General features: G+C 35.7%; 22 protein-coding genes. 13 read left to right on the top strand and 9 right to left on the bottom strand.

Translation table 11 applies throughout. From position 1 onward, the window contains the following. From BK054_RS08010 to BK054_RS07990, 5 genes are read right to left on the bottom strand one after another with little or no spacing between them, the layout of a single operon-like run. Positions 1-549 (bottom strand): c-type cytochrome, encoded by a 549-nt coding sequence (locus BK054_RS08010; RefSeq protein ID WP_025125387.1) that lies wholly within the window; start codon positions 547-549, stop codon positions 1-3. Position 550: 1 nt separating this feature from the next. Continuing rightward, positions 551-1,078 (bottom strand): DUF3341 domain-containing protein, encoded by a 528-nt coding sequence (locus tag BK054_RS08005; RefSeq protein ID WP_006257362.1) that lies wholly within the window; start codon positions 1,076-1,078, stop codon positions 551-553. A gap of 6 nt (positions 1,079-1,084) precedes the next feature. After that, a complete protein-coding gene (gene nrfD / locus BK054_RS08000; protein WP_006257363.1) occupies positions 1,085-2,494 on the bottom strand; it encodes an NrfD/PsrC family molybdoenzyme membrane anchor subunit in 1,410 nt (469 codons plus the stop codon). Between the two features lie 38 nt (positions 2,495-2,532). Continuing rightward, positions 2,533-5,586, bottom strand: coding sequence for a TAT-variant-translocated molybdopterin oxidoreductase (locus BK054_RS07995; RefSeq protein ID WP_006257364.1), 3,054 nt, complete (start codon positions 5,584-5,586; stop codon positions 2,533-2,535). A 34-nt stretch (positions 5,587-5,620) separates the two neighbouring features. Continuing rightward, a complete protein-coding gene (locus BK054_RS07990; protein ID WP_058699267.1) occupies positions 5,621-6,895 on the bottom strand; it encodes a cytochrome c3 family protein in 1,275 nt (424 codons plus the stop codon). Positions 6,896-7,112: 217 nt separating this feature from the next. Between BK054_RS07990 and BK054_RS07985 the strand changes: the two genes are divergently transcribed. Continuing rightward, the gene (locus BK054_RS07985; RefSeq protein WP_006257366.1) at positions 7,113-7,493 is read left to right on the top strand and encodes an SPOR domain-containing protein; all 381 of its coding nucleotides are present in this window, start codon (positions 7,113-7,115) and stop codon (positions 7,491-7,493) included. A gap of 141 nt (positions 7,494-7,634) precedes the next feature. On the opposite strand, the gene leuS is transcribed toward BK054_RS07985, so the two are convergent. Then, on the bottom strand, positions 7,635-10,448 hold the full coding sequence (leuS, locus tag BK054_RS07980) for a leucine--tRNA ligase (RefSeq protein ID WP_006257368.1): 2,814 nt from the start codon (positions 10,446-10,448) through the stop codon (positions 7,635-7,637). Between the two features lie 244 nt (positions 10,449-10,692). On the opposite strand from leuS, the gene BK054_RS07975 reads away from it, so the two are divergent. From BK054_RS07975 to truB, 4 genes are read left to right on the top strand one after another with little or no spacing between them, the layout of a single operon-like run. After that, positions 10,693-11,574 carry a cell division protein FtsX gene (locus BK054_RS07975; protein WP_006257369.1) on the top strand — a complete coding sequence of 294 codons (882 nt, stop codon included), beginning with the start codon at positions 10,693-10,695 and terminating at the stop codon, positions 11,572-11,574. A gap of 2 nt (positions 11,575-11,576) precedes the next feature. Then, a complete protein-coding gene (locus BK054_RS07970; protein ID WP_006257370.1) occupies positions 11,577-11,819 on the top strand; it encodes a DUF3098 domain-containing protein in 243 nt (80 codons plus the stop codon). Positions 11,820-11,833: 14 nt separating this feature from the next. Then, positions 11,834-12,640: an undecaprenyl-diphosphate phosphatase gene (locus BK054_RS07965; RefSeq protein ID WP_058699266.1), complete on the top strand. Its 807-nt coding sequence runs from the start codon at positions 11,834-11,836 to the stop codon at positions 12,638-12,640. Between the two features lie 2 nt (positions 12,641-12,642). Further along, positions 12,643-13,359 carry a tRNA pseudouridine(55) synthase TruB gene (gene truB / locus BK054_RS07960; RefSeq protein WP_058699265.1) on the top strand — a complete coding sequence of 239 codons (717 nt, stop codon included), beginning with the start codon at positions 12,643-12,645 and terminating at the stop codon, positions 13,357-13,359. 181 nt (positions 13,360-13,540) lie between these two features. On the opposite strand, the gene BK054_RS07955 is transcribed toward truB, so the two are convergent. Then, positions 13,541-14,413, bottom strand: coding sequence for an AraC family transcriptional regulator (locus BK054_RS07955; RefSeq protein ID WP_058699264.1), 873 nt, complete (start codon positions 14,411-14,413; stop codon positions 13,541-13,543). Between the two features lie 124 nt (positions 14,414-14,537). Here BK054_RS07955 and BK054_RS07950 point away from each other — a divergent pair, with 124 nt between their 5' ends. Both BK054_RS07950 and BK054_RS07945 read left to right on the top strand, forming a co-directional pair. Continuing rightward, complete coding sequence (locus BK054_RS07950; protein ID WP_006266294.1) at positions 14,538-15,587, top strand: MBL fold metallo-hydrolase; 1,050 nt, start codon at positions 14,538-14,540, stop codon at positions 15,585-15,587. 1,052 nt (positions 15,588-16,639) lie between these two features. Beyond that, positions 16,640-17,698: a DUF6266 family protein gene (locus BK054_RS07945; protein WP_058699263.1), complete on the top strand. Its 1,059-nt coding sequence runs from the start codon at positions 16,640-16,642 to the stop codon at positions 17,696-17,698. 84 nt (positions 17,699-17,782) lie between these two features. Here BK054_RS07945 and BK054_RS07940 read toward each other — a convergent pair whose 3' ends face one another. Beyond that, the gene (locus tag BK054_RS07940) at positions 17,783-18,151 is read right to left on the bottom strand and encodes a hypothetical protein (protein ID WP_006257381.1); all 369 of its coding nucleotides are present in this window, start codon (positions 18,149-18,151) and stop codon (positions 17,783-17,785) included. A gap of 299 nt (positions 18,152-18,450) precedes the next feature. On the opposite strand from BK054_RS07940, the gene BK054_RS07935 reads away from it, so the two are divergent. Continuing rightward, complete coding sequence (locus BK054_RS07935) at positions 18,451-19,074, top strand: YiiX/YebB-like N1pC/P60 family cysteine hydrolase (RefSeq protein WP_025125397.1); 624 nt, start codon at positions 18,451-18,453, stop codon at positions 19,072-19,074. Between the two features lie 112 nt (positions 19,075-19,186). Here the strand turns inward: BK054_RS07935 and BK054_RS07930 are convergent, their stop codons facing one another. Further along, positions 19,187-19,786, bottom strand: coding sequence for a thioredoxin family protein (locus tag BK054_RS07930; protein WP_006262793.1), 600 nt, complete (start codon positions 19,784-19,786; stop codon positions 19,187-19,189). Positions 19,787-19,978: 192 nt separating this feature from the next. Between BK054_RS07930 and BK054_RS07925 the strand changes: the two genes are divergently transcribed. The 5 genes from BK054_RS07925 to asnS all read left to right on the top strand — a co-directional run bounded on the left by BK054_RS07925 (position 19,979) and on the right by asnS (position 25,066). Further along, on the top strand, positions 19,979-20,776 hold the full coding sequence (locus BK054_RS07925; protein ID WP_006266290.1) for a patatin-like phospholipase family protein: 798 nt from the start codon (positions 19,979-19,981) through the stop codon (positions 20,774-20,776). Positions 20,777-20,821: 45 nt separating this feature from the next. Further along, a complete protein-coding gene (gene pyrH / locus BK054_RS07920) occupies positions 20,822-21,541 on the top strand; it encodes a UMP kinase (protein WP_006262791.1) in 720 nt (239 codons plus the stop codon). A 9-nt stretch (positions 21,542-21,550) separates the two neighbouring features. Continuing rightward, positions 21,551-22,114: a ribosome recycling factor gene (gene frr / locus BK054_RS07915; RefSeq protein ID WP_006262790.1), complete on the top strand. Its 564-nt coding sequence runs from the start codon at positions 21,551-21,553 to the stop codon at positions 22,112-22,114. A gap of 160 nt (positions 22,115-22,274) precedes the next feature. Next, on the top strand, positions 22,275-23,372 hold the full coding sequence (locus BK054_RS07910) for a Glu/Leu/Phe/Val dehydrogenase dimerization domain-containing protein (protein ID WP_006262789.1): 1,098 nt from the start codon (positions 22,275-22,277) through the stop codon (positions 23,370-23,372). Between the two features lie 260 nt (positions 23,373-23,632). Continuing rightward, positions 23,633-25,066: an asparagine--tRNA ligase gene (asnS, locus tag BK054_RS07905; RefSeq protein ID WP_006257388.1), complete on the top strand. Its 1,434-nt coding sequence runs from the start codon at positions 23,633-23,635 to the stop codon at positions 25,064-25,066. Positions 25,067-25,130 lie beyond the last annotated feature (64 nt).

Genomic DNA, 25,130 nt, shown 5'->3' with positions numbered 1-25,130 from the left:
TTATTCTGATTTCAATTTTAATACGTAATCTGTTACTAACCAACGTTCATGTTGAGTTAATTGGTTAGCATGAGATCCCATTGAATTCAAACCATAAGTAATTACGTGGTAGATTCCTCCTTCTGTAAGTTCTCTATCTTTATAGTTAGGAACCCCTAAGAATTTTTCTTTCTTCACTAAATTACCTTTTCCATCCCCAGCTCCTCCGTGACAAACTGAGCAGTAAATTGTATATAACTCTTTACCTTTTTCTAAATCTTTCTCCTCAGCAGATAATGGTGATTTTAGATTTAATCTAGCCATTGCTAAACCTTCTGTAGTATTCTCATACTCCTCAGGTGAAAATCCGCGTGGTATAGATCCTTCAGCAGGTAACTGACCTTCTTTACCATTTTTAAAAACTGTAGTAGGAACTTCAGAATATGTCTCATATGCAGATGACTCATACATATTTGGCATGAATTGATAGTTTGAACGTTCTTTATTAAAACAAGAAGTAGTCAAAACTGATACCCCTACTAAAGCTACTATTTTATATATCGTTTTCATTCTACAATTGCTTTTCAATTACTTTAACTTCAACTGCTCCCGTTTGTTTGAAGAACTCAATCGCTGCTGCTTCATCAGTTTTCAAAGCTACTTCCATTAAGAAGTGATCATCTGTAGTTCTTACATCAGGATTTTCAGCTTTCTTGAAAGGCCATAATTTACTTCTCATAAAGAAAGTAAGAACCATTAAGTGAGCTGCAAATAATACAGTCATCTCAAACATAATTGGAACGAATGATGGCATATTCTGAATGAAGCTAAAACTTGGTTTACCTCCAATATCTTGTGGCCAATCTACAATCATAATATAATACATCATGAATGTACCAAAAGAAAGTCCAACTAAACCATACAAGAAAGCACAGATAGCTAATCTTGTAGGTTTTAATCCCATAGCCTTATCTAGACCGTGTACTGGGAATGGTGTATAGATTTCTTCAATATGATGATGAGCATCTCGTGTTTCTTTTACAGCATGTAACAACACATCATCATCGTTGTATAGTGCGTGAATTACTTTATTACTCATAATATATTAATGATTTAAAGATTGATGATTCTCTTTGCTGTCTCTTTCTTTTTTGTAAAACTCTCCTGAAGATTTCAAGATTGTTTTTACCTCTGCTTGTGCAATTACAGGGAAACTTCTTGAATATAATAAGAATAATACGAAGAAGAAACCAATTGTACCGATGTAAATACCAGCATCTACGAATGTAGGTTGGAACATTGTCCATGAAGATGGTAAGTAATCTCTGTGTAATGATGTAACGATAATTACGAAACGCTCAAACCACATCCCCACGTTTACTACTAAAGAGATAACAAACGATGCTAAGATATTAGTTCTAATTTTCTTGAACCACATTACCTGTGGAGAAATTACGTTACAAGTCATCATTAACCAGTAAGACCACCAGTAAGGTCCTGTTGCACGGTTTAAGAAAGCGTATTGTTCATACTCTACTCCTGAATACCAAGCAACCCATAACTCAGTAATATATGCTACCCCAACGATAGAACCAGTGATCATTACAATGATGTTCATTAATTCAATATGTTGTACAGTAATATAATCTTCTAAGTTAGAAACTTTTCTCATGATGATAAGCAGGGTATTTACCATTGCGAATCCAGAGAAGATAGCTCCTGCTACGAAGTATGGAGGTAAGATTGTAGTGTGCCATCCAGGAATAACTGAAGTGGCAAAGTCAAAAGATACAATCGTGTGTACAGAAAGTACAAGAGGAGTAGCTAAACCAGCTAATACTAATGACACTTCCTCAAAACGTTGCCAGTCTTTTGCACGACCTGACCAACCAAATGATAAGATTGAGTATATTCTTTTTGTAAATGGCGTTATAGCTCTATCACGTAACATAGCGAAGTCAGGTAGTAAACCAGTCCACCAGAAAACTAATGATACTGATAAATACGTAGAAATCGCGAATACGTCCCATAATAATGGTGAGTTAAAGTTAACCCATAACGATCCGAACTGGTTAGGAATAGGTAATACCCAATATGCTAACCATGGACGTCCCATGTGAATGATAGGGAATAAACCAGCCTGAACTACTGAGAAAATTGTCATTGCCTCAGCAGAACGGTTGATCGCCATTCTCCATTTTTGTCTAAATAATAATAATACTGCAGAAATTAACGTACCAGCGTGACCGATACCTACCCACCAAACGAAATTGGTAATATCCCAAGCCCATCCAATGGTTTTATTTAATCCCCAAGTTCCAATACCTGTACCTACAGTGTAAGCCATACAACCTACTCCCCATAGAAACGCTAATAAAGCTAAAGTAAAAACTCTCCACCATAGTTTATTCGCTCTCCCTTCTACAGGTCTAGCCACATCCACAGTTATATCGTGATATGATTTCTCACCAATAACTAAAGGTTTTCTAATGGGTGCTTCGTAATGTGACGACATAATCCTTTATATGTTTCTTTAATTAATAATTCTTTTAACTAGATATTTCTAACCTTAACGTGATAGAATACATTTGGTTTTGTTCCAATGTGCTCTAATAAATGGTAAGCTCTATCTGACTCAGCTAATTTAGTAATTTCTGACTCTTTATCATTTACATCACCAAATACCATCGCTCCACTTGAACAAGCTGCAGAACATGCAGTTTCAAATTCATTTGGACGAATTGCTCTACCTTCATTCTTAGCTTTTAAGATTGTAGATTGAGTCATTTGGATACATAATGAACATTTCTCCATTACCCCTCTTGAACGAACTACAACGTCTGGGTTTAATACCATACGTCCTAAATCATCATTCATGTTGTAATCGAAAGCATCGTTCTGAGAATATAAGAACCAGTTGAAACGTCTAACTTTGTAAGGACAGTTGTTTGCACAGTATCTTGTACCAACACAACGGTTATAAGCCATATGGTTTTGTCCTTGACGACCATGAGATGTAGCAGCTACTGGACACACAGTCTCACATGGAGCGTGATTACAGTGTTGACACATTACAGGTTGGAAAGCCACTTGTGGGTTTTCAGCTGGATGTTCTAATTCTTGGAACACTTCACGGTATTCTCCGAATCCACTTGCATTAACTTTTTTCTCAATATCTCCTGCGAATGTATCTTCTGAAGAGTAGTATCTATCGATACGTAACCAGTGCATATCTCTACTTCTTCTCACTTCTGACTTACCTACTACAGGTACGTTATTTTCAGCGTGACAAGAGATAACACAAGCACCACATCCAGTACATGCATTTAAATCAATTGATAAGTTGAAGTGATGTCCAACTGATCTATCAAATGATTCCCAGATATCAATAGTAGAAGCTTGTACAGTCTGGTGATCGTAAGAAACCACAGGTTTAATATTCCAGTCTTCAGCATCTTTTGTATTGAAGATCTCTAATGTAGTATCTTTTAAGATATCACCTCTACTCATTAAAGTGTTTTGTAACTGAACACAAGCGAACTCGTGATCACCACCTACTTGAGTAATTGCAGCACCTTGTACTCCATTACAGTCTTTGTATAATGTGTAAGCATTAACACCTACTTGCATTTCTTCTTTTAATGCAGCTTTTCTACCGTAACCGAATGCTAAACCGATAGTTCCTTGAGCTTGTCCTGGTTGGATAAGAGCTGGCACTTTTTCTAATTTAACACCGTTAGCTTCGATAGTCACATAGCTACCATTAAGACCTCCATTAGCAACGTGGTAGTTCTTGATTCCTAATGACTCAGCATCAGCTTGAGCTACAGTTACGTAGTTATCCCAAGATACACGAGTGATAGGATCTGGGAACTCTTGTAACCATGGGTTATTAGCTTGTTGTCCATCTCCCATACCAGTTTTAGTATAGAATACTAACTCTAAACCATCTACTTTCTTAGCAGAAGCTAATGCAGATGCAGCAGCTGAAAAATCAGCAGAAGCACTTACTTTAGAGTTTGTTCCAACAACAGCAAAACCATCGTGTACTAATTGATTCCAAGTTTTATCAGCTACATAAGACTTACCTACATTCTTAACATAGTCATAGTATGCAGTATTGCTTCCTGACCATAATAATAATGAATCTTGTAATTGTCTAGTATCAAACAATGGACGGATTGTAGGTTGAGTTACAGAGTAGTGACCTTTTCTGATCATTACATCCCCCCAAGACTCTAAGTAGTGTGGAGCTGCTGCAGCAACAGTAGAAAGTAAAGCTGTTTCATCTTCTTTCAATGAGAAAGAAACTGAAGTTTTTACTTTTTTCAATCCTTCTACGAAAGCAGCAGAATCAGCTAAAGTATACACTGGGTTAACACCTGACATAATCAACGTGTGAACTTTACCAGCGTTCATATCTTTTACTAATTGTCCTACTTGAGTAGCATTACCTTGTCTAACATATTTTGTTTGCTCTGGTAAGAAAGCTTCTGACTGTAACGCTTCGTTGATTGCAAATACTAATAATTGAGCATTTACATCATCAAGACCTGTTACAACAACTCCTTTATTTCCAGCAGATTTAAGTTGACTAGCTGCTTTTTTAATAGCATCTTCGTACTTATCTACAGCTGGAGCAGAAGCACTTCCTCCTACGATAGCATTGTATAACTTAACTAAAGCAGCTTTTTGATTAGCTACAGTTAATGGAATTCTCACGTCAGCATTAGCTCCTGATAAAGACATATTTGCCTCCATTTGGATATGCTTAGACATTTTTCCATTTTTAGGAATACGTTTTTGAGCATAAGCTGAATCGTATCCTCCACCTTGCCAATCTCCTAAGATATCAGCACCTACAGAAACGATTACATCAGCAGCACCGAAATCGTAATCTGCTAATCCACGTACACCATAAGCTTTCTCATAAGCATCTGCAGCAGCAGATGAAGATACAGCATCATATACAACGTGTTTAGCCGTTGGGTTAGCAGCGATAAACTCTGCTATAATTTTATCAGTAGATGGGCTAGCCATTGTATTCGTTAATAATACAACGTTTCCTCCATTTGCTTTTGCATCTTGTAGACTTGCTCTAACTTTTGCATCTACTTCATCCCATGAAGCACTTTTACCTCCGATTTTAGAACCTTTCAAACGAAGGCTATCATACATCGATAAAACTGATGCGTTCACACGAGCGTTAGCTCCTGAGTAAGCATTAGCTAGTCTGTTATTATCAACTTTGATTGGACGCCCCTCACGAGTTTTGATCAGAACGTTTACAAAGTCAAATCCATCAGCAATAGTTGTTGCATAATAATCTGCAACACCAGGAATGATCTCCTCTGGCTGTACTACATACGGAATAGATTTCACAACAGGTCCCTCACATGCAGCTAAAGTTGCTGCTGCAGTAGAAAAACCTACATATTTCAAAAAGTCTCGACGAGTAGTTGATGAAGAAGACAATTTACTTTGATCTCCAAGAAATTCATCAGTAGGAATTTCTTCAACAAACTCATTGTTTCTTAGCGACTCAACAATAGAACTATTTTCATTCAGCTCCTCAACACTTTTCCAGTATTTTTTGTTTGATGCCATTGTATATATATATTAGCTTCTTATTCTTAATTTATTAATAGTGACATTTACCACACTCTAAACCTCCCATTTGAGCTACAGTCAATTTCTCAACTCCGTACTTCTCTGATAATTCTTTGTGAATTTTAGCGTAGTACTCATTGCTCTCTAACTTAACGTCAGTTTTTCTGTGACAGTCAATACACCATCCCATTGTTAATGGAGAGTGTTGTCTCATAATTTCCATTTCTTCAACTGGTCCGTGACAAGTTTGACATTCTAAACCTGCAACATTTACGTGTTGAGAGTGGTTGTAGTATGCGAAGTCAGGAAGATTGTGAATTCTAACCCACTTAACTGGTTTCTCTTTTCCAGTATATTTATTTGTCGAAGGATCCCATCCTACTGCATCATATAATTTTTGAATCTCTGCAGTATAGAATTCTGGAGTGTACTTACCGTAGTCTTTTCCAGCTTCACCTGTAAACTCATTGATATTCTCATGACAGTTCATACAAACGTTCAATGAAGGAATACCTGAAGTTTTACTAGATCTTGCAGCAGAGTGACAGTATTTACAGTCAATACCGTTATCTCCAGCGTGAATCTTGTGAGAGAAGTGAATTGGTTGTACTGGCTCATACCCTTGGTCAACACCTACTTGCATCATCCATCCATACGCGAAGTACGATCCGAATAACACTAATACGATAACAGAAACAATCACTAAAAATTTATTTTTAACGAATGCTGTACACAATGGAATTGATTTACGTACTTCAGGAGTTAATCCATTAACCTCTACTACTTTGTTTAATACTCTCTTAACGAAGAATAACATAGTTACTAGAAGCATCAATACAACAACTAAAGCTCCTAATACAATAATATTAGAAACACCATCATTGTTAGCTTGACTAGTAGCTCCACCTTGCCCATCAGTTGGAGGTGCAGGAGCAGCTTTCTCTTCTGAAGTATAAGCTAAGATATTATCAATGTCTTCGTCTGACAATCCAGGGAAGTCATTCATAACAACCTTATTCCAGTCGTTAAATAATTTAACAGCAGCAGCATCTCCAGATTTAATCAATGAAGAACTACTTTTAATCCACTTGTGTAGCCAAGCTACATCATGTCGTTCAACTACTCCACGAAGAGCTGGTCCAGTAGAATTTCCATCCAACTTGTGACATGCCGCACAGTTAGAGTTAAACAATTCCTTACCTTTTGCTACATCTTGAGCAAACGAAATTGTAGTAAACGATAGCATTAACGCTAAACAAAAGAATAAAATCTTTGAAAACGAATTATGGTTACCCACTTTTTTCATAGTTATAAAATGATTTTCAACTAAACTTGGTCTTATTTAACAGCCAATTAGACCGCTATCTTATACACCTTATTTACAAACTCCGACAAAAATACAATTTATGAGTTACTCTTAAAACCTTTACTATGCTTAAAATACAATTTATATACGTTCTAAATAACATACGATTACCTCATTATCAAGATAATTTGTAAATTTGCCATAAACATTATTCATTATGAGATTTTTAAGAAATTTTCTTGTCTTAATTCTAGTTCTATTTACTAATCACGTAATTATAGCTCAATCGTCTAAAACCACTTTAAACGAACCCTCAGCCATAAAAGAACTACTAAATAAGAAGAAAAATACAAATACGTCAACAACTGTTAACGATAAATACAAAATTCAGATTTTTTACGGCAAAAACGCAGAAGCGAGAGTTGCCTTAAACAACTTTAGAAGACTTTATCCAGATGTTAATGCTACGATAATTTATACCAATCCTTCTTACAAAGTTTTAGTAGGAAATTATAAAACTAGACTAGAAGCAGAACGCAACCTGAGAGCTATTCAAAAAGACTTTGAACTCTCACTTTTATTGCGCCCAGGCAAATAAATCACACCATATAATACAAAGGGTTATTAGTTAAATCTAATAACCTTTTTTTAATTAAAAAGAAAGCCCCAACATCACTGTTGAGGCTTCTTATTTATCTGTGATTCTAAGTACACTTTAAGACTTAAATCATTCCGTAATTTATCCAACTAAGTTAATAATCTTACCAGGAACAATAATTACTTTCTTAGGCTCTCTACCCTGAAGTTGAGCTACTGTTCTTTCGTCTGCTAAGATGATTGCTTTAATCTCTTCTTCTGATAAATCTAATGGTAACTCAATCTTAAATCTCATCTTTCCATTAAACGACACAGGATACTCTTTTGCACTCTCTACTAAGTAAGATGCATTGAATTCTGGAAACTCTGCATACGTCACAGATGTAGTATGTCCTAACATAGACCATAACTCCTCTGCAATATGTGGAGCATAAGGAGACACCACAATTGCCAATGGTTCTAAAATAGCTCTGTGATTACATTTTAGCTGTGACAATTCATTTACACAAATCATAAACTGTGAAACTGAAGTATTGAAAGAGAAATTCTCTATATCCTCAGTCACTTTCTTAATCGTTTTATGAAGTGATTTATACATCTCTGCTGTTGGTTCATCATTCGTCACGATTACACCATTATCATCAGCATATAATCTCCATAATTTCTTTAAGAAACCAGCTACACCTGAGATACCAGCTGTATTCCATGGTTTAGCTTGTTCTAATGGTCCTAAGAACATTTCGTACAGACGAAGTGTATCCGCTCCATATTCATCACAGATATCATCCGGATTCACTACATTGAAGTACGACTTAGACATCTTCTCTACTTCGTGTCCTACGATATACTTACCACTCGCATTTAATACAAACTCTGCATTTGCATAATCAGGTCTCCATGCTTTAAATCCTTCTGTATCTAATTCTGATGAAGAATTAACTAATCCAACATAAGCATATAGCTGTTGAACCTTCTCATCCTTGATCATATCTTTAGAAATGAATTTATTTGTGCCCTCTATTCTATAAACAAAGGCAGAAGTACCTAAAATCATTCCTTGATTAATCAATTTCTTGAAAGGCTCTTCTGTGGGAGCTACTCCCATATCTTTTAAGAATTTGTTCCAGAAACGGCTATATAATAAGTGTCCAGTAGCATGTTCACTACCTCCTATATATAAATCTACATTTTGCCAATACGCTAATGCTTCTGGAGAAGCGATATCTTCTGTATTCTGAGGATCCATATAACGCATCCAGTACCAAGAAGAACCAGCCCAACCAGGCATTGTATTTAACTCTAGAGGGAATACCGTTACCCCGTCTATCTTTTCATTTTCTACTACTTTATTATTAGCAGTATCCCACGCCCATACAGCAGCATTACCTAAAGGTGGTTGACCATCTTCTGTAGGCAAATACTTTTCTACTTCAGGAAGAACGATTGGCAAATATTTTTTATCAATCATCTTAGGAAGGTTATTCACATAGTACACTGGGAATGGTTCACCCCAATAACGCTGACGTGAAAATACCGCATCGCGCAAACGGTAGTTTGTTTTCCCCTTTCCTTGTCCTATTTTCTCTAATGCCTCGATAGCCTTAAGAGTAGCTTCTTTAAATCCTAATCCATTTAAAAAATCAGATTCAATTAATAAGAAACCTTCTTTCTCTGCATACGCCTCTTCTGAGATATCTTGGTCAAAGATATTTTTGATTGTAATACCAAAGTGTTTTGCAAAAGCATAATCTCTTGTATCACCAGATGGAACAGCCATTACCGCTCCTGTACCGTATCCAGCTAACACATAATCACCTATCCAGATTTCGATAGGTTCTTTCGTGAACGGATGCTCAGCATACGCTCCAGTAAACACACCAGAGATAGTCTTCACATCAGCCATACGGTCACGCTCACTTCTCTTAGAAGTAGCATCTATATACGCTTCTACAGCTTCTTTTTGTTCTGCAGTAGTAATCTTTCTTACTAAATCGTGCTCTGGAGCAAGAGTCATAAAACTCACCCCAAAGATAGTATCAGGTCTAGTAGTGAACACTTCTATTGTATCATCACTTTCTTTTAAGTTAAATACTACAGATGCTCCCACAGATTTCCCTATCCAGTTTCTTTGGCTCTCTTTAATACTCTCTGTCCAGTCGATATCTTCTAGCCCTTGAAGTAGACGTTCTGCATAAGCAGAAATACGCATACTCCACTGCTTCATTTTTTTTCTAACTACAGGGTGTCCACCTCTTTCAGACAGACCATCTTTAATCTCATCATTCGCTAATACCGTTCCTAAAGCAGGACACCAGTTTACTTCAGTTTCTGCTAAGTAAGTCATTCTATATTTTAATAGAATCACCTCTTTCTCATCAGCTGATAACGCATTCCACTGAGCAGCGCTAAAGATCTCGATTGCATCATCAGACACAGCTTGTACATTTGCATTCCCCTCTTTTTCGAAGATAGCTACTAATGTATCTATAGATTCTGCTTTATCACTTACTTTATTATACCACGAATTGAACAATTGGATAAATATCCATTGTGTGTGTTTATAATAATCCGCATTCGAAGTACGCACCTCTCTACTCCAGTCAAATGAAAAACCGATCTTATCTAATTGTTCTCTATAACGATCAATATTTACTTCTGTAGTCACAGCAGGGTGTTGTCCTGTCTGGATAGCATATTGCTCAGCTGGCAACCCGAAGCTATCATATCCTTGTGGATGAAGAACATTAAAACCTTTTTGACGTTTATAACGAGTAAAAATATCCGAAGCTATGTATCCGAGTGGGTGCCCCACATGTAATCCTGCTCCAGATGGGTAAGGAAACATATCTAATACGTAATACTTAGGCTTGTCAACATTATTCTCTGTTTTGAAAGTTTGGTTTTCTTTCCAAAATTTCTGCCATTTAGCTTCAATTTCGTTTGGATAATACTTCATACTATTATATATATCAATTTTTATACTTTGGTTAGTTCTTCGATCACACTGTAATAATCTAGAAAACTCATCTTGAATCCTAAATAAACAAAACTAATTTTCTAGCACTATTCTAAGTTTGACAAAAAAAACCGTCAATTCAGGCAAAAATAAACTATATTTATAACAATTAGAAAACTTTAATCGTTATTGTCTCAATAAAAACATTTTTGTTTGTTATTTTTACGCACTTAAAATTTGATATATGGCTAGCTCTTATGAAAAATATCAAAAGCGAAAACTAATTTCGTCTTATTTTTCAGTTATACTTAGTATTTTCTTGGTCCTATTCCTATTAGGATCGCTAAGTCTATTCGTTATTAATTCTAAAAAAATCTCTGACAACTTTAGAGAGAATATACCTATGACTATATTCTTTGAGAAGAATACTTCTAAAGCTGAATTAGAGAAATTTGGAAAGAAACTAGAAAAGCACACCTATATAAAGGAACATCGTTTCGTATCTAAAGAAGATGCTGCCAAAGAACACCAAGAGACATTAGGTGAAGACTTCGTCGATTACTTAGGATTCAACCCGCTACAAGACTCTTACGACATTCACTTAAAAGGAGAATATGTCGTTAATGACAGTATAGATATTATCCTTAAAGAATTCAATGCTAATACAGCGATAAGCGATATAAAATATGACAAACAACTAGTAGATCTAGTCAATGAGAATGTAGATAAGATCACGAAGTGGGTGCTTATTATAGCAGCTTTTCTTACGGTTATATCTATGCTATTAATCAATAGTTCTCTACGTCTATTAATTTTCTCTAGTCGTTTTACGATTAAGACCATGCAAATGGTAGGAGCGACAAAGCGCTTCATCAGACGCCCATTTATCAGACATAGTATGAAGCTAGGGCTAATAGGCTCTCTGCTAGCTATCATGGCTATTACTGCCCTAACATTCTATGCAGACAGTAAACTACCTGATCTAAATATCAACCCTAAAGAAGATTATATGCCTCTAGTGATCGTATCCTGTGGAATATTAATCTTAGGAGGAATCATCACTAGTATCAGTACATTCTTTGCAACACAAAGATTCTTAAACCTAAAATCAGACGAACTTTATTAAATATGAAAGATCAAGATCAAAACCAGAATGTACTTCTTTTTACGAAGAAGAACTATATTATACTACTGGTAAGTATAGCCTTAATTGCACTTAGTTTTTTCTTAATGGCTGGTGCTACTAACGATGTTCCTACAGAGTTTAATGAAGACATCTATAGCTTTAGACGTATTCATCTAGCTCCTACAGTATTCTTTATCGGGATAGGGGTAGCAGTTTATGCAATATTTAAAAAAGACAATAAATAATATAACTACATTAAATGGATTTAATACAAGCTATCCTCCTAGCCATAGTAGAGGGATTAACAGAGTATCTACCAGTATCTTCTACTGCACATATGATATTCGTAAGTTCTGCTTATGGTATTCAAGAAGACGAATTCGTAAAATTATTTCAAACAGCTATACAGTTTGGAGCTATTCTAGCCGTAGTGGCACTATACTGGAGAAAGTTCTTTGACTTCAGTAAACTGAACTTCTATAAAAAACTAGTCTTAGCAGTTATCCCTGCTCTAGTATTAGGTAAGCTATTTGACGAAGCCATTGACAAGGTATTAGGAGAGACTATCTATATCGCGATTATGTTGATTATTGGTGGTTTTGTATTAATCTTTATAGACAAATACTTTAAGAACCCTAAGACAGTTCGCGAAGAAGACATTACTGTTAAACAAGCTGTTACTATTGGGTTTTGGCAGTGTCTTGCGATGATGCCAGGTACGAGCCGTTCTGCTGCATCTATCATTGGAGGTATGCAACAAGGACTTTCTAGACAAGTAGCTGCAGAGTTCTCATTCTTCTTAGCTGTGCCTACGATGGCAGCTGTGACTGTGTACTCTATTGTACTAAAAAAATATGAATCAGGAAGAATCGGATATGAGATACTACTTGACAATCCTGATAATATGAAGTTATTCTTATTAGGGAATGTATTAGCTTTTATTGTATCAATTGTTGCTATTAAATTCTTCATCGGAATCATTAAAAAGTACGGTTTTAAACCTTGGGGATACTACAGAATTATAGCTGGAGCTATACTATTATTATACTTCGGATACCTTAAATAAGAATGATACAATACAATACAGAAGCCTTTCAGAGTGGGCAAATACTATTAATAGACAAACCGCTGCACTGGTCATCATTTCAGGCAGTAAACAAAATTAAATGGCTATTAAAAAAGCACTTTGACTTAAAAAAGATTAAAGTAGGACATGCTGGGACTTTAGACCCTTTAGCCTCAGGACTTCTTATCATCTGTACAGGTAAAGCCACAAAACAAATCAGTGAATTACAGGGACAAATAAAAGAATATACAGGGACGATCACACTAGGGGGTACTACTCCATCTTATGACTTAGAGACAGAGATAGACCAGACCTTCCCTACAGAGCATATTACAGAGGCTCTACTAGAAGAAGCTAGACTATCCTTTATGGGAACTACAGAACAGCGTCCTCCTATCTTCTCTGCACTTAAGAAAGATGGTAAACGTCTGTATGAGCACGCTCGTAAAGGAGAAGAAGTAGAGATAGCGACTAGACCTATCACCATAGAAGAGTTTGAATTAACGAAAACAGCTCTTCCTAATGTTGATTTTAGAGTTATGTGTTCTAAAGGAACTTATATCCGTTCTCTAGCTTATGACTTTGGAAACAAAGTAAACTCTGGAGCTCACCTAAGTGCCCTACGCAGAACCAAAATCGGGGACTTCGATGTCATCAACGCAGTCACTCCAGAAGAGTTCGAAGAACAAGTATTAAAAGCAATTGCTGACAATATATAATCAAAAAGCTACAAGATATCTTGTAGCTTTTTTGTTTTTCTGTGAAATCGTATTTCTGTAAAACTGTGAAATCGTTTTTTTTTATCGTTTAATCTACTATATTAATCATTTAAGTACATGATGCCCAAAGGGCAAAACTGTAAACCGTAAACCCTCTACTGTAAACTGTCAACCAAAAAACTCACACTTTAAGTCCTCGATATTGGTTAGGTGTCATATCAGCATAACGTTTAAAATAACGACAGAACAACGTCGTCTCCTTAAAGCCCAATTCTTCAGATATCTCATTAATACTCATCCTAGAAGACTTCAACAGTGACTTCGCATACAATACAACAGCTTCACTTATCCAATACAGAATAGAATGCCCTGTCTGTTTGCGAATAGTGGTTGTCAAATAAGCAGTCGAAATACTTAATCTATCCGCATAAAAACTTACCGCCTTCTCCCTCTTATAGTGTTTATACAGCAACACAAAGAAATCCTCTGTAATACACTCTGCACGACTACTACTTTTTGCCTTAGATGTCAGGGTTTTCATTAATTGACTAATCTGAATAATCAATGCATAAAGCAAATGTTCTAACACATCATGCGGAGTAAAATTAACTGTGTCATAATAGCATTGGCTAATCAGCTTATAAAGTCTCTTTACAACACTATAATTTGCCTCATTTAAAGTAATCACTGGAGATTTATACAGCTGTAGATCAATACTAAAATCGTGTATCAAAGCGAGTGGAGCCACAAAGTCAAAAGTAAACATGATAGACTTCATCTTTAGATCTTCTGTAAAACTAATCGGCACCACTATAGCATTAGGCGGCAGTACGATTAGCATTCCTTTCTTTAGATGATATTCTCTCAAATTAATACTTACTTGTGCCTCACCAGCTGTCACTAACCCAATAACACAAGCATCTATACTATGAGGAATAAGCGCAAAATAGTCTTTTATATCTTCCTCTCCATTCGTTATAAAGACGCCAGACGCAGTTAAATCTGTATGATTCTTTATTATCGAATTAAAACTATATCTCTCTATTTTTTTCATCTTACTCAAATATAAATCCCATAACTACAAGATAACAAATTGCATATTATTAACCATTATATTGTGCATTTCTTTTCTAATTATCATCTTAATTTTGTATTACAAATCATTTAAACATATAGCTATGAACAACTTAAAGAAAAGAGGAAGAGTTATCCAAAAACAAAGGATAAAAGTCTACGAAATAGCAGATAATGTATTCGCTGCTATATCACCATACAGAGGAATAAGTTGGGCTAATGCTGGTTTCATTAACCGTGGAAAAGGTCTGGTATACGATACGTTCTTTGACCTATTTCATGCACAAGAAATGAAAGAGGCATATACCGAAATAAGTAATAATAAAACTCCTGCTTATGTAGTAAACTCTCACTACAATAGTGATCATACATGGGGAAACAAGGTATTTGAAGACTCGTGTATCATTATGCATCACAACGCAGTACAAGAGCGTCTGACAGAGAATATTCAATGGATGGATGCTGTCATTAAACGCGGTAAAGACTCATTAGAGTCTACTATTGGGGAACGCTTCTTCGCTGCCGAATTTGAAGGTTTTGATTTGACAGGAGTTGAATGGATAAATCCAGATATACAAATAACTGATGACACGATTATCAACCTTGGCAACACTGAGTTACAATTACTAAATGTAGCTCCATCCCACTCTAATAGTGATGTACTCTTATGGATGCCAAAGGAGAAAGTACTCTTCGCAGGAGATGTGGTATTCAATGGATGTTCTGCTTATAGTGAAAAAGGCATCATAAATTGGGTAAAAGTATTAGATCGTATTATCAATGAGATCAAACCCGAAATAGTAGTTCCTGGTCATGGCGCTATATGTGGCGTAGACTTTGTACAAGAACAATACAGTTATCTAATGAATATTCTAGATACCATAGACAAACACTACACGGAAGATATTGATGCTCTGACTATGTCTAAACTAATCGACATCACTCCTTTTACTCATTGGATACAACCAGAGCGTATCTATGCTAGTGTAGATGCTATCTTAAAAGGCAAACGCAATCAATCTGCAATACCCAACTGGAATGAAATACCAGAGAAATTAAAACTAATGCAGGCGTATCAAAAAGAAAAATATGGAGACAGCCTAATAAACTGGAATCCTAAGTCTACATGGGAACACGAGTATTATGAGATATAAAGTAGAATGGAGAACGCCTCACTTAATTAGGAATTAAGGATATTTATCTTCGCCATAATGTACTGAAATGACGAGACAGACTAACTATTGATATGATAGGCTAAGTGACTTATATCTAATCTCTAGTTTATGACTTTGGAAACAAAGTAACCTCTGAAGTACCTCTGAGCGCCTTACCCAAAAGCAAAATCAGAGACTTTGATATCATCATTCAAGTCATTCCTAAAAAGTTCGAAGAACAGGTATTAAAAGCAATCGCTGACAATATATAATCAAAAAGCTACAAGATATCTTGTAGCTTTTTTTTGTATCGTATCGTTTACACCTATTGTATTTCTGAGCCTGCGAAGAATCCCATCCTACATGATTGTAGCGTTACGTGTGAGACCCTTCCTATCGTCAGTGTGACATAGATAACGAATGAGTAAACTTAAATCACTGACTTACAGAATTAACTCAATAGACTCGTTGGCGCGGATTTATAATCCGCGACATCACATTACCCAAAAATTTAAAAACACTTTTTCTCTTTATCTCTCTGATTACAATCAAAAAATAAGAATACCCTCTCTAATTTCTCTTCTTTCCTTCATTGGTTTCCATTTAGAGAAGGGCAATCCTACTAAAGGTTCCTTTTTTCTAATTTTTTTTAATTACATAAAAACATTACAACCTGTATATCAATCATTTATTAAAAATCCTAATTATACCAACCATTCGACAAAGTCAGTAAAACTACACCATAGAAGCCTTTCCTTGGACAATTATAGGACAATACTAGGATGATAACGGGGGTAAAGCAATTTTTGCCCAATAATACTCCTTTTATACTTCTTCTATTCTTCTTTTATGAAAACGATAGGTGATCATAAGATATTCAAAATAGGTTCTATAGAAGGCAAAATCACTCTCTTTGATATTCTTCATTTTAGGTTCTCATTTTTATAAAGTGTGATGTACACTATGATGGCTTCTTTTATCGATTGTTTGAACAGTTAAATAATCATGTATCAGTATTTTATACCTTGTAATAACCAAAAAAAGAGATAATCATGGCAGAAATCAAAGAAGGAATATTAGGTACTGTAGTAGGAAAGGTAGGAACCGTAGTAGGGGTACTCTGGAGAGGGAGAAATATACTCCGCGCTAAGCCGCTAAAATCAAGCAAAAAAGCGACAGAAGCCCAGCTAAAACAATGGGATAAGATGAGTCTCGTATCTACCTTTGCTAGTAAATTCAAGGATTTTGTCAATGCGCATTGCCCTGCGGTGTACAACGGAGAGAAATGGATGACAGGAAAAGAACAAATGATTTCTAGACTGATGAAACAAGGCATCGCAATGCATGAAGGAGAGCAATATGTACAAATAGACAAGGTGCTACTCTCTATCGGAACTCTTGCTCCTGCTGTGATTAAGAAAATAAGTAGACTCAAAACTGGAAAGCTAAAAGTACAATGGGATAATCATCTGATCAATCCGCTAACGCTCGATACAGACGTACTAACAATCATGGCGTATCACGAAGAATTAGACCAATTCACAACCATCCCTACTATCGGGCAACGCAAAGATAGATATGCTCACTTCTCTTTACCTAAGGAATGGCAAGAAGGAAGAGTCTATCTGTGGAGTATGTGGAAAGCACAAGACGGTAGCGTACATAGTACAAGTTGTTTTCATGGGATCTTAGAAGCAGAAAACAGGGAACAGAAAACAGGGAACGAGGGAACTGGATTTGAGGAAACGGGAAACGAGGGAACGGGAAACGAGGGAACGGAGAGTATGGAAACTGGGAACCGTGGAACAAGTAACAAGGGAACAGAGAATGAGAAAAATGAGAACAGAGAAACTGGGAATAGGAGAACTGAAAACGAGAGAACACTTGTACCTACAGCAGATAATATAATTGAATCTTCACCTCCTAGCTCTCTTATGGAAGAAGAGTCCACAACTAAAAAAGAACTACCACCTGGGCTCATCCGTCAAGTCAGAAAGAAAATCATAAAAGAAATAAAGCCAAGAGAATATTCTTCGAGTAATAATACGCATGAAGGGGTTATTTATGGAGCGCGGTCTGTCTTAGAAGCACTGAAGGCTGAGGAGAGATAGAGGGAGTGATAAAATGAATATTCCTACCTACTTTACTACGATCCTATAAGTTGTAATCATCTTACAGTTAAATCATCATGCCTTTTACTCTTCTCTTTTAAAAGCAAGTTGATAGACATTACCATTGGTATCCATGCCTAAAAGACCTCCTTCCTGAGAGCGTTCTATCTCGATATAAAATCGAATACCTAGACTGTCACTCGCTATATACCCAGCACCGACATCTCCTTTTAGTTTTACTTCACCAGTATAATGCAAGCCTTCGCGATCCATCCCTTCCACAAGAAAGAATGATAATTCACTTTCTTTTTCATTTGGGGTATATTCCATTTTCTCTAACTTCTGGTAATCATCAATTCCTTTAGGATCCTCTTTTACTTTTTTGCAGCCTAATAAAAGAAAAAGCCCTAGTATAGATAAAACACACTTTTTATTATTTATAATCAACGACATAACATTTTTTTCTTAGCACGAAAATAGGCATACTAATACTCTTCACCCACCACAAATAAGTAAAGCATGGCTTTTTCTTAGTAAACCATTCATACTAATGGTTAAAACGATTTGAAAATCAGTAATGTTCCACCTATCTTTGCCTAAAACCAAAATAAATAATAGATAAATAGCACTAACTAAGTGTATCCTATCCTGCTTTTATCACCTCTAATATCACATTAGAACAATGATAATAAATAGTCATAGTTACACCTCTGCCTTTATTTACTATCTGTTTTGGGTTAAAAACATAACTTATGCGTAATATACTTTTCCTATTTATTTTTATCACACAACTATCTTGGGGACAAAAAACAGAATATCAAGAAGGTGACCTTATTTTTCAAAACATAGATTGTGGTCCCTTATGTGATGCTATTAATGAAGTAACTTTTGGTTATAATGATTTAAACTTTAATCATATGGGGATGGTTATAGAACACGAGGGTAGTCTACAAGTCATAGAAGCTACTTGGCCTGAAGTATGTATTACGCCGATGGAAGACTTCCTAAACAAAACAAAAGAACCTATGTACATAGGTCGTCTAAAAGGTAAACTGACTAAACTAATTCCTGCTGCAAAGGAATTTGCTATAAAACAAGTAGGTGTTCCTTATGATGTCAATTATCTATATGCTAATGGTAAATACTACTGTTCAGAACTTATCTATGAAGCCTTTAAAGCATCTAATAAGAATAAAAGTTTTTTCTATCTATACCCAATGACGTATAAGTCAAAGTACACTAAAGAAACATTCCCTGTATGGGCAACATACTTTGAAAAATTAGGACAGACTATACCTGAAGGAGCACCTGGATGTAATCCTGCTGGAATGTCATTAGACCCTAGGCTAAACATCATAGGCCCTATCATTAGATAGTTTTACACACTGTATTGATGACATTATATAATAGGCTATAGATAGCTTCTGTCATACTGAAATCAAACAAAAAACGCTCTTTCAAAAACTTGAAAGAGCGTTTTTTTAGTTATTATTCAAAAGAAGTCATTAACTCGATTACTTCTTTTTGTACTTCATGTCCTTTATCTTTCGTGTACCACTTCTGTAGTTCTACTTTACCAGCTTCGTCTACTACACCATGAGCAGCTTTATAATCTGTCACTACTTTTTGTCCTAAAGCAGGTCTTGGTCCCCAGTGTCCTAATACTTTTAAAGTATCTTGTTCTACAATGATCATCTTTGGGATAGCTCTACCTCCATTCGTTAAGAATGCATCCATCAGTTCTAGATTCTTATCTCTCAATACTAATCTCATCTCAATATTAGGAGTTACTTCAGCCATCTTATTAAGAATAGGTACGATCTGAGCGGCATCTCCACACCAACATTCCGTTATCACTATCCAAGTGTACTTTTTCTTTAAGCTAATTAACTTATTAGCTACTTCTTCTTCTACCTTCATGGTCTTGTCTAAACGGTGAAGTCTAGCCTCATTCAGCTCTGCATAAGCTAAATAATCGTCGCTTAGCTCTAGAGAAGCTTTATCATTAGTCAGTGCATCAGTAACAAATTGTCTAAATTCAGTATAACTAAAACTTTTGTCAATGTATTTTGAATCAATGTTTATCATTTTGTGTACTTTTATTGTTTGTTATTACCAAAGATAAACCTTTTACAGTAAATAAAATGATGACAAAAGTCAGAGAGGTAATTTGTCCAAGCAAATTTAACACCTAAGTGACATGTTTAGACCGTTAATAGCTTAGGGTAACGTATTTCTTAATAGAATAGATCATTTTAGACGTGCTTAATAATTTAAATTATGATACATAAAACCAAAATCGGATTAGTGTTATCAGGTGGTGGTTATAAAGGAATAGCCCATGCAGGAGTATTACAGTTTCTAGACGAACAACATATCAAACCAGACTATCTAGCAGGTACTAGTGCAGGCTCTATTGTCTCATCCTTATACGCAAGAGGCATAGAACCTAAAGAGATATTAATGTTCTTTAAATCTGTCAATATCTTCAACTGGCAACACTTCACTCTAAAGAAAGCAGGGTTAATGGATGTAAACGCATTTGATAAATACCTAAACAAAGTATTTGGAGACTTAACCATTGGTGAATTAGACATTCCTGTATACATTAACGCTACTGATATCGTCAATGGAAAATTGCACGTATTTAACAAGAAGACAAAGGTAGTGGATGCAATCCTTGCCTCTAGTGCCTTTCCAGGTATATTCTCACCTTATCAGATAGGTAATAAAATATATAGCGATGGAGGAATTATCAATAACTTCCCTATCGAGCTCCTAAAAAGCAAATGTGACTATATCATCGGAAGTAATGTGACACCTATTCAACAAGTAAGTGCTGATAGTCTAACGTCTATACGATCTGTAACCTTCAGAGCATATGAACTGATGACAACGATCAATAATGCTAAGTTAAGCAAACTATGTGACTGGCTTATAGAGCCCAAAGAGCTTACACTCTACTCTACCTTCGAACGCAGTAAAAAGAAAATGGATGAGATTTATGACTTAGGATATCAAACAGCGAAAGAGACATTCGAAGAGAATCAACATATTTTTAAAAAAGCTATTCCATAGAAGCATATAATCTTTATATTTGCAAAACTTTAAAAATATCTTTCAATGAAGTACAAAAGAATTCTACTAAAATTAAGTGGAGAAGCCTTAATGGGAGATCAACAATATGGTATTGATCCTAAGAAATTAGCAGAGTATGCTGCTGAAGTAAAAAAAGTTCACGATTTAGGTGTTGAAATTGCGATTGTAATAGGTGGAGGAAATATTTTTAGAGGCGTTGCTGGAGCAAATGTAGGAATGGACCGAGTACAAGGTGACTACATGGGAATGCTTGCTACCATTATCAATGGTATGGCATTACAAGGAGCATTAGAAGCTGCTGGAATGTTAACTAGATTACAAACTGCCTTAAAAATAGAGGCTGTAGCAGAACCTTATATCAAGAGAAGAGCTGTTCGTCACTTAGAAAAAGGAAGAATCGTAATCTTCGGTGCTGGTACAGGTAACCCTTACTTCACTACTGATACAGCTGCTGTATTAAGAGGAGTAGAGATTAACGCTGATGTAATCTTAAAAGGAACAAGAGTGGATGGTGTATATACTGCAGATCCAGAAAAAGATCCTACAGCAGTTAAATTTGAAAAAATCTCTTTCAGCGATTGTTTGACAAAAGGACTAAATGTAATGGATACTACAGCATTTACTCTAAGTAGAGAGAATGAATTGCCTATCGTAGTATTCGATATGAATAAACAAGATAATTTATTAAAAGTTTGCCAAGGAGAAGATTCAGTAGGAACTACTGTATCCGTAAACGTTAATTAATCTATAGTTATGACAGAAGAAATCAATTTAATAATCGACGCTGCCAAAGAGTCTATGGACAATACTGTAGCTCACTTAGAAAAAACATTATTAAACATCCGTGCTGGGAAAGCATCTCCACAGATGTTAGGAGCAGTATTCGTAGACTACTACGGATCACAGACTCCACTATCTCAAGTAGCGAATGTAAATGCAGCTGATGCACGTACATTAACAGTTACCCCATGGGAGAAAAACATGTTACAACCTATCGAAAAAGCGATTATGATCGCTAATCTAGGGTTAAATCCGATGAATAACGGAGACAACATTATCATCAATATCCCTGCATTAACAGAGGAGAGACGTAAAGACTTAGCTAAACAAGCTAAATCTGAAGCAGATGATGCTAAAGTAGGTATCAGAAATGCGCGTAAAGACGCAAATAACGATATCAAAAAAGAAGAGAAAAACGGAACATCTGAAGATATCTGTAAAGATGCTGAAGAAAGAGTTCAGAAATTAACTGATGGTTACGTAAAAAAAATAGATGATATTCTTGCAGTAAAAGAAGCAGAAATCATGAAAGTTTAAAAAAATCCGCAAGTATGCGGATTTTTTTTTGTCATATACTTTCTAATTAGAGAGTTGTTATTGCGATATCCTTATTTTTATTGGAAACAAAAGTTACCACACTCATAATCAACACATTTTACTTATCTTTATAGATAACTAACACCAAAATACATTGATTATGAATACAACAATCTATTCACCAGAAGAGCTCAAAAAGATAGCACCTGTATTTGGTCAACTATCCTTTGATAATCACGAGCAAATCATGTTCTGCCATGATAAAGATTCTGGTTTAAAAGCAATCATCGGTATACACAACACTACATTAGGTCCTGCACTAGGTGGAACTAGAATGTGGAACTATGCATCAGAGTGGGAAGCACTAAATGATGTGCTGCGCCTCTCTAGAGGAATGACTTATAAATCTGCTATCTCTGGACTAGACTTAGGAGGAGGAAAAGCTGTAATCATGGGAGATTCTAAAAAGGATAAAAGCCCAGAACTCATCAAAGCTTTTGCTCAATATGTCAACTCTCTTAGTGGTAGATATATCACAGCTGAAGACGTAGGGACTACTACTGCTGATATGGATCTAATCCATACCATTACACCTCATGTGACTGGTATATCAGAAAGTCTAGGAGGATCAGGCAACCCATCACCAGTGACTGCTTATGGCGTATTTATGGGATTAAAGGCTGCAGTACATTATCAGTTCGGATCAGATAACCTAGAAGGCAAAAAAGTGCTAGTACAAGGAATAGGTAATGTCGGCGAGACATTAGTAAAACACTTAACTGCTAGTGGAGCTATAGTTACAATCACAGATATCAATGAAGAGAGAGTAGCTGAAGTTGCTAAAAAATACAATACTAAGATATTTACAGGTACAGACCTATACTCAGAAGAAGTAGATATTTATTCTCCTTGTGCCTTAGGAGCAACTATCAATGATGATACTATCGAAAAAATCAAAGCAAAAGTAATAGCAGGAGCAGCTAATAATCAATTAGCAGTAGAAGCTATACACGGCAAAAGACTACAAGAACGAGGTATCGTCTATGCTCCGGACTTTTTAATCAATGCAGGAGGAATTATTAATGTTTTTGGTGAGATTGTTCATTATGGCTTAGATGAAGCTTTAAAACGCACTGAAAACATCTATAACACCACGTTAGAAGTTCTTAATTATGCTAAAGAGCACAATATTACTTCTCAACAAGCTGCTATGAAAAAAGCGGAAGACAGAATCAACAAAAAGAAAAACGCTAAATAATCGTTTAAAAAGCAGTCTATGGTTAGGCTGCTTTTCTTTTGCTTCTCCCTTCTAACACTCGTTCATTACATAGTTCTCTACTCTTCACTACGATTAGAGCACTTCTATTCCTTATCTATAATCGACGAATTCTTTATTCTCTCATAATTATTACCTCATTATGACAATTTCTTTATTCCATAATACACAATATTTTACTATTTTTGCAAGTATTTGAAATTGTCTAAATAAGACACTGATTATTAAAATTATAAATCACGATGAAACATACGAAAATTAACGATCTACTGGCAGGCAAAGGTCTACTCCATGAAGTTAAAGCAAAAGGATGGGTAAAAACGTTTAGAAATAACCAATTTATCGCCTTGAATGATGGATCTACGATTAACAATATTCAATGTGTTGTTGATTTAGATAAGTTCCCAGCAGAGTTGTTAAAAAAGATTCACACAGGAGCTGCAATCTCAGTTAGAGGAACATTAGTAGAGAGCCAAGGGGCTGGTCAAACTGTAGAAATACAAGTTGAAAATCTTAAAGTATACGGAGAAGCAAATCCAGAAGAGTATCCGATACAACCTAAGAAACACTCTCTAGAGTTCTTACGTGAGAATGCTCACTTGAGAATCCGTACAAATGTATTTGGAGCGATTATGAGAGTGCGTAGTGTTTTATCTTATGCTGTACATAAATATTTCCAAGAAAATGGATTCTTCTATTTCAATGCACCTATCATTACAGGATCTGATGCAGAAGGAGCAGGAGAAATGTTCAGAGTAACGAACTTAGACTTAAATAATCTACCTCGTACAGAAGAAGGAAAGATAGACTTCTCACAAGATTTCTTTGGAAAGACTACTAACTTAACTGTATCTGGACAATTAGAAGCTGAAACTTATGCTATGGCATTAGGTTCAGTATATACATTCGGACCTACTTTCCGTGCTGAGAACTCAAATACATCTCGTCACTTAGCAGAGTTCTGGATGATCGAACCAGAAGTTGCGTTTAATAACTTAGACGACAATATGGACTTAGCAGAAGACTTTATCAAATATGTAATCAACTACGTATTAGATAAATGTGCTGATGACTTAGCTTTCTTAGATAAGCGTTTACAAGATGAAGAAAAAACAAAACCTCAAGCTGAACGCAGTGAAATGAGTCTATTAGAAAAACTTCGCTTCGTAGTAGATAACAACTTTAAACGTGTTAGTTATACTGAGGCTGTAGATATCTTAAGAAACTGTAAGCCTAATAAGAACAAGAAGTTTAAATATATTATCGATGGATGGGGTGCAGACTTACAAAGTGAGCACGAGCGTTACTTAGTAGAAAAACACTTTAAGTGTCCAGTAATCTTATTTGACTACCCAGCTGAAATCAAAGCATTCTACATGAGAATGAATGAAGATGGTAAAACAGTAAGAGCAATGGATATCTTATTCCCTGGTATCGGAGAGATTGTAGGAGGTTCTCAAAGAGAAGAGCGCTACGATGTTCTTTTAGAGAAAATTGAAAAAATGGGCATTGACAAAGAAGAACTTTGGTGGTACCTAGATACAAGAAAATTCGGAACAGCTCCTCACAGTGGGTTTGGACTTGGTTTTGAACGTCTTGTATTATTTGCGACAGGAATGACGAATATTAGAGACGTAATTCCTTTCCCTAGAACACCGCAGAACGCAGAGTTCTAACATCATAATACCTTTATAAAAGTGTTTACTTTATCACATATTTTCATTAAATTTGAAAAAGATT

It is taken from the genome of Myroides sp. ZB35 (assembly GCF_001865835.1).
GTDB classification, from domain to species: Bacteria; Bacteroidota; Bacteroidia; order Flavobacteriales; family Flavobacteriaceae; genus Flavobacterium; species Flavobacterium odoratimimum.
This window is presented reverse-complemented; position numbering and strand designations above follow the sequence as displayed.

Coding starts and splice junctions, on each gene's coding strand:
- truB (WP_058699265.1), top strand. CDS start 12,643: ATGATACAATACAATACAGAAGCCTTTCAGAGTGGGCAAATACTATTA.
- BK054_RS08010 (WP_025125387.1), bottom strand. CDS start 549: ATGAAAACGATATATAAAATAGTAGCTTTAGTAGGGGTATCAGTTTTG.
- BK054_RS07990 (WP_058699267.1), bottom strand. CDS start 6,895: ATGAAAAAAGTGGGTAACCATAATTCGTTTTCAAAGATTTTATTCTTT.
- BK054_RS07935 (WP_025125397.1), top strand. CDS start 18,451: ATGCGTAATATACTTTTCCTATTTATTTTTATCACACAACTATCTTGG.
- pyrH (WP_006262791.1), top strand. CDS start 20,822: ATGAAGTACAAAAGAATTCTACTAAAATTAAGTGGAGAAGCCTTAATG.
- BK054_RS07970 (WP_006257370.1), top strand. CDS start 11,577: ATGAAAGATCAAGATCAAAACCAGAATGTACTTCTTTTTACGAAGAAG.
- BK054_RS07930 (WP_006262793.1), bottom strand. CDS start 19,786: ATGATAAACATTGATTCAAAATACATTGACAAAAGTTTTAGTTATACT.
- frr (WP_006262790.1), top strand. CDS start 21,551: ATGACAGAAGAAATCAATTTAATAATCGACGCTGCCAAAGAGTCTATG.
- leuS (WP_006257368.1), bottom strand. CDS start 10,448: ATGAAGTATTATCCAAACGAAATTGAAGCTAAATGGCAGAAATTTTGG.
- asnS (WP_006257388.1), top strand. CDS start 23,633: ATGAAACATACGAAAATTAACGATCTACTGGCAGGCAAAGGTCTACTC.
- BK054_RS08005 (WP_006257362.1), bottom strand. CDS start 1,078: ATGAGTAATAAAGTAATTCACGCACTATACAACGATGATGATGTGTTG.
- BK054_RS07950 (WP_006266294.1), top strand. CDS start 14,538: ATGAACAACTTAAAGAAAAGAGGAAGAGTTATCCAAAAACAAAGGATA.
- BK054_RS07985 (WP_006257366.1), top strand. CDS start 7,113: ATGAGATTTTTAAGAAATTTTCTTGTCTTAATTCTAGTTCTATTTACT.
- nrfD (WP_006257363.1), bottom strand. CDS start 2,494: ATGTCGTCACATTACGAAGCACCCATTAGAAAACCTTTAGTTATTGGT.
- BK054_RS07940 (WP_006257381.1), bottom strand. CDS start 18,151: ATGTCGTTGATTATAAATAATAAAAAGTGTGTTTTATCTATACTAGGG.
- BK054_RS07925 (WP_006266290.1), top strand. CDS start 19,979: ATGATACATAAAACCAAAATCGGATTAGTGTTATCAGGTGGTGGTTAT.
- BK054_RS07945 (WP_058699263.1), top strand. CDS start 16,640: ATGGCAGAAATCAAAGAAGGAATATTAGGTACTGTAGTAGGAAAGGTA.
- BK054_RS07965 (WP_058699266.1), top strand. CDS start 11,834: ATGGATTTAATACAAGCTATCCTCCTAGCCATAGTAGAGGGATTAACA.
- BK054_RS07910 (WP_006262789.1), top strand. CDS start 22,275: ATGAATACAACAATCTATTCACCAGAAGAGCTCAAAAAGATAGCACCT.
- BK054_RS07955 (WP_058699264.1), bottom strand. CDS start 14,413: ATGAAAAAAATAGAGAGATATAGTTTTAATTCGATAATAAAGAATCAT.
- BK054_RS07975 (WP_006257369.1), top strand. CDS start 10,693: ATGGCTAGCTCTTATGAAAAATATCAAAAGCGAAAACTAATTTCGTCT.
- BK054_RS07995 (WP_006257364.1), bottom strand. CDS start 5,586: ATGGCATCAAACAAAAAATACTGGAAAAGTGTTGAGGAGCTGAATGAA.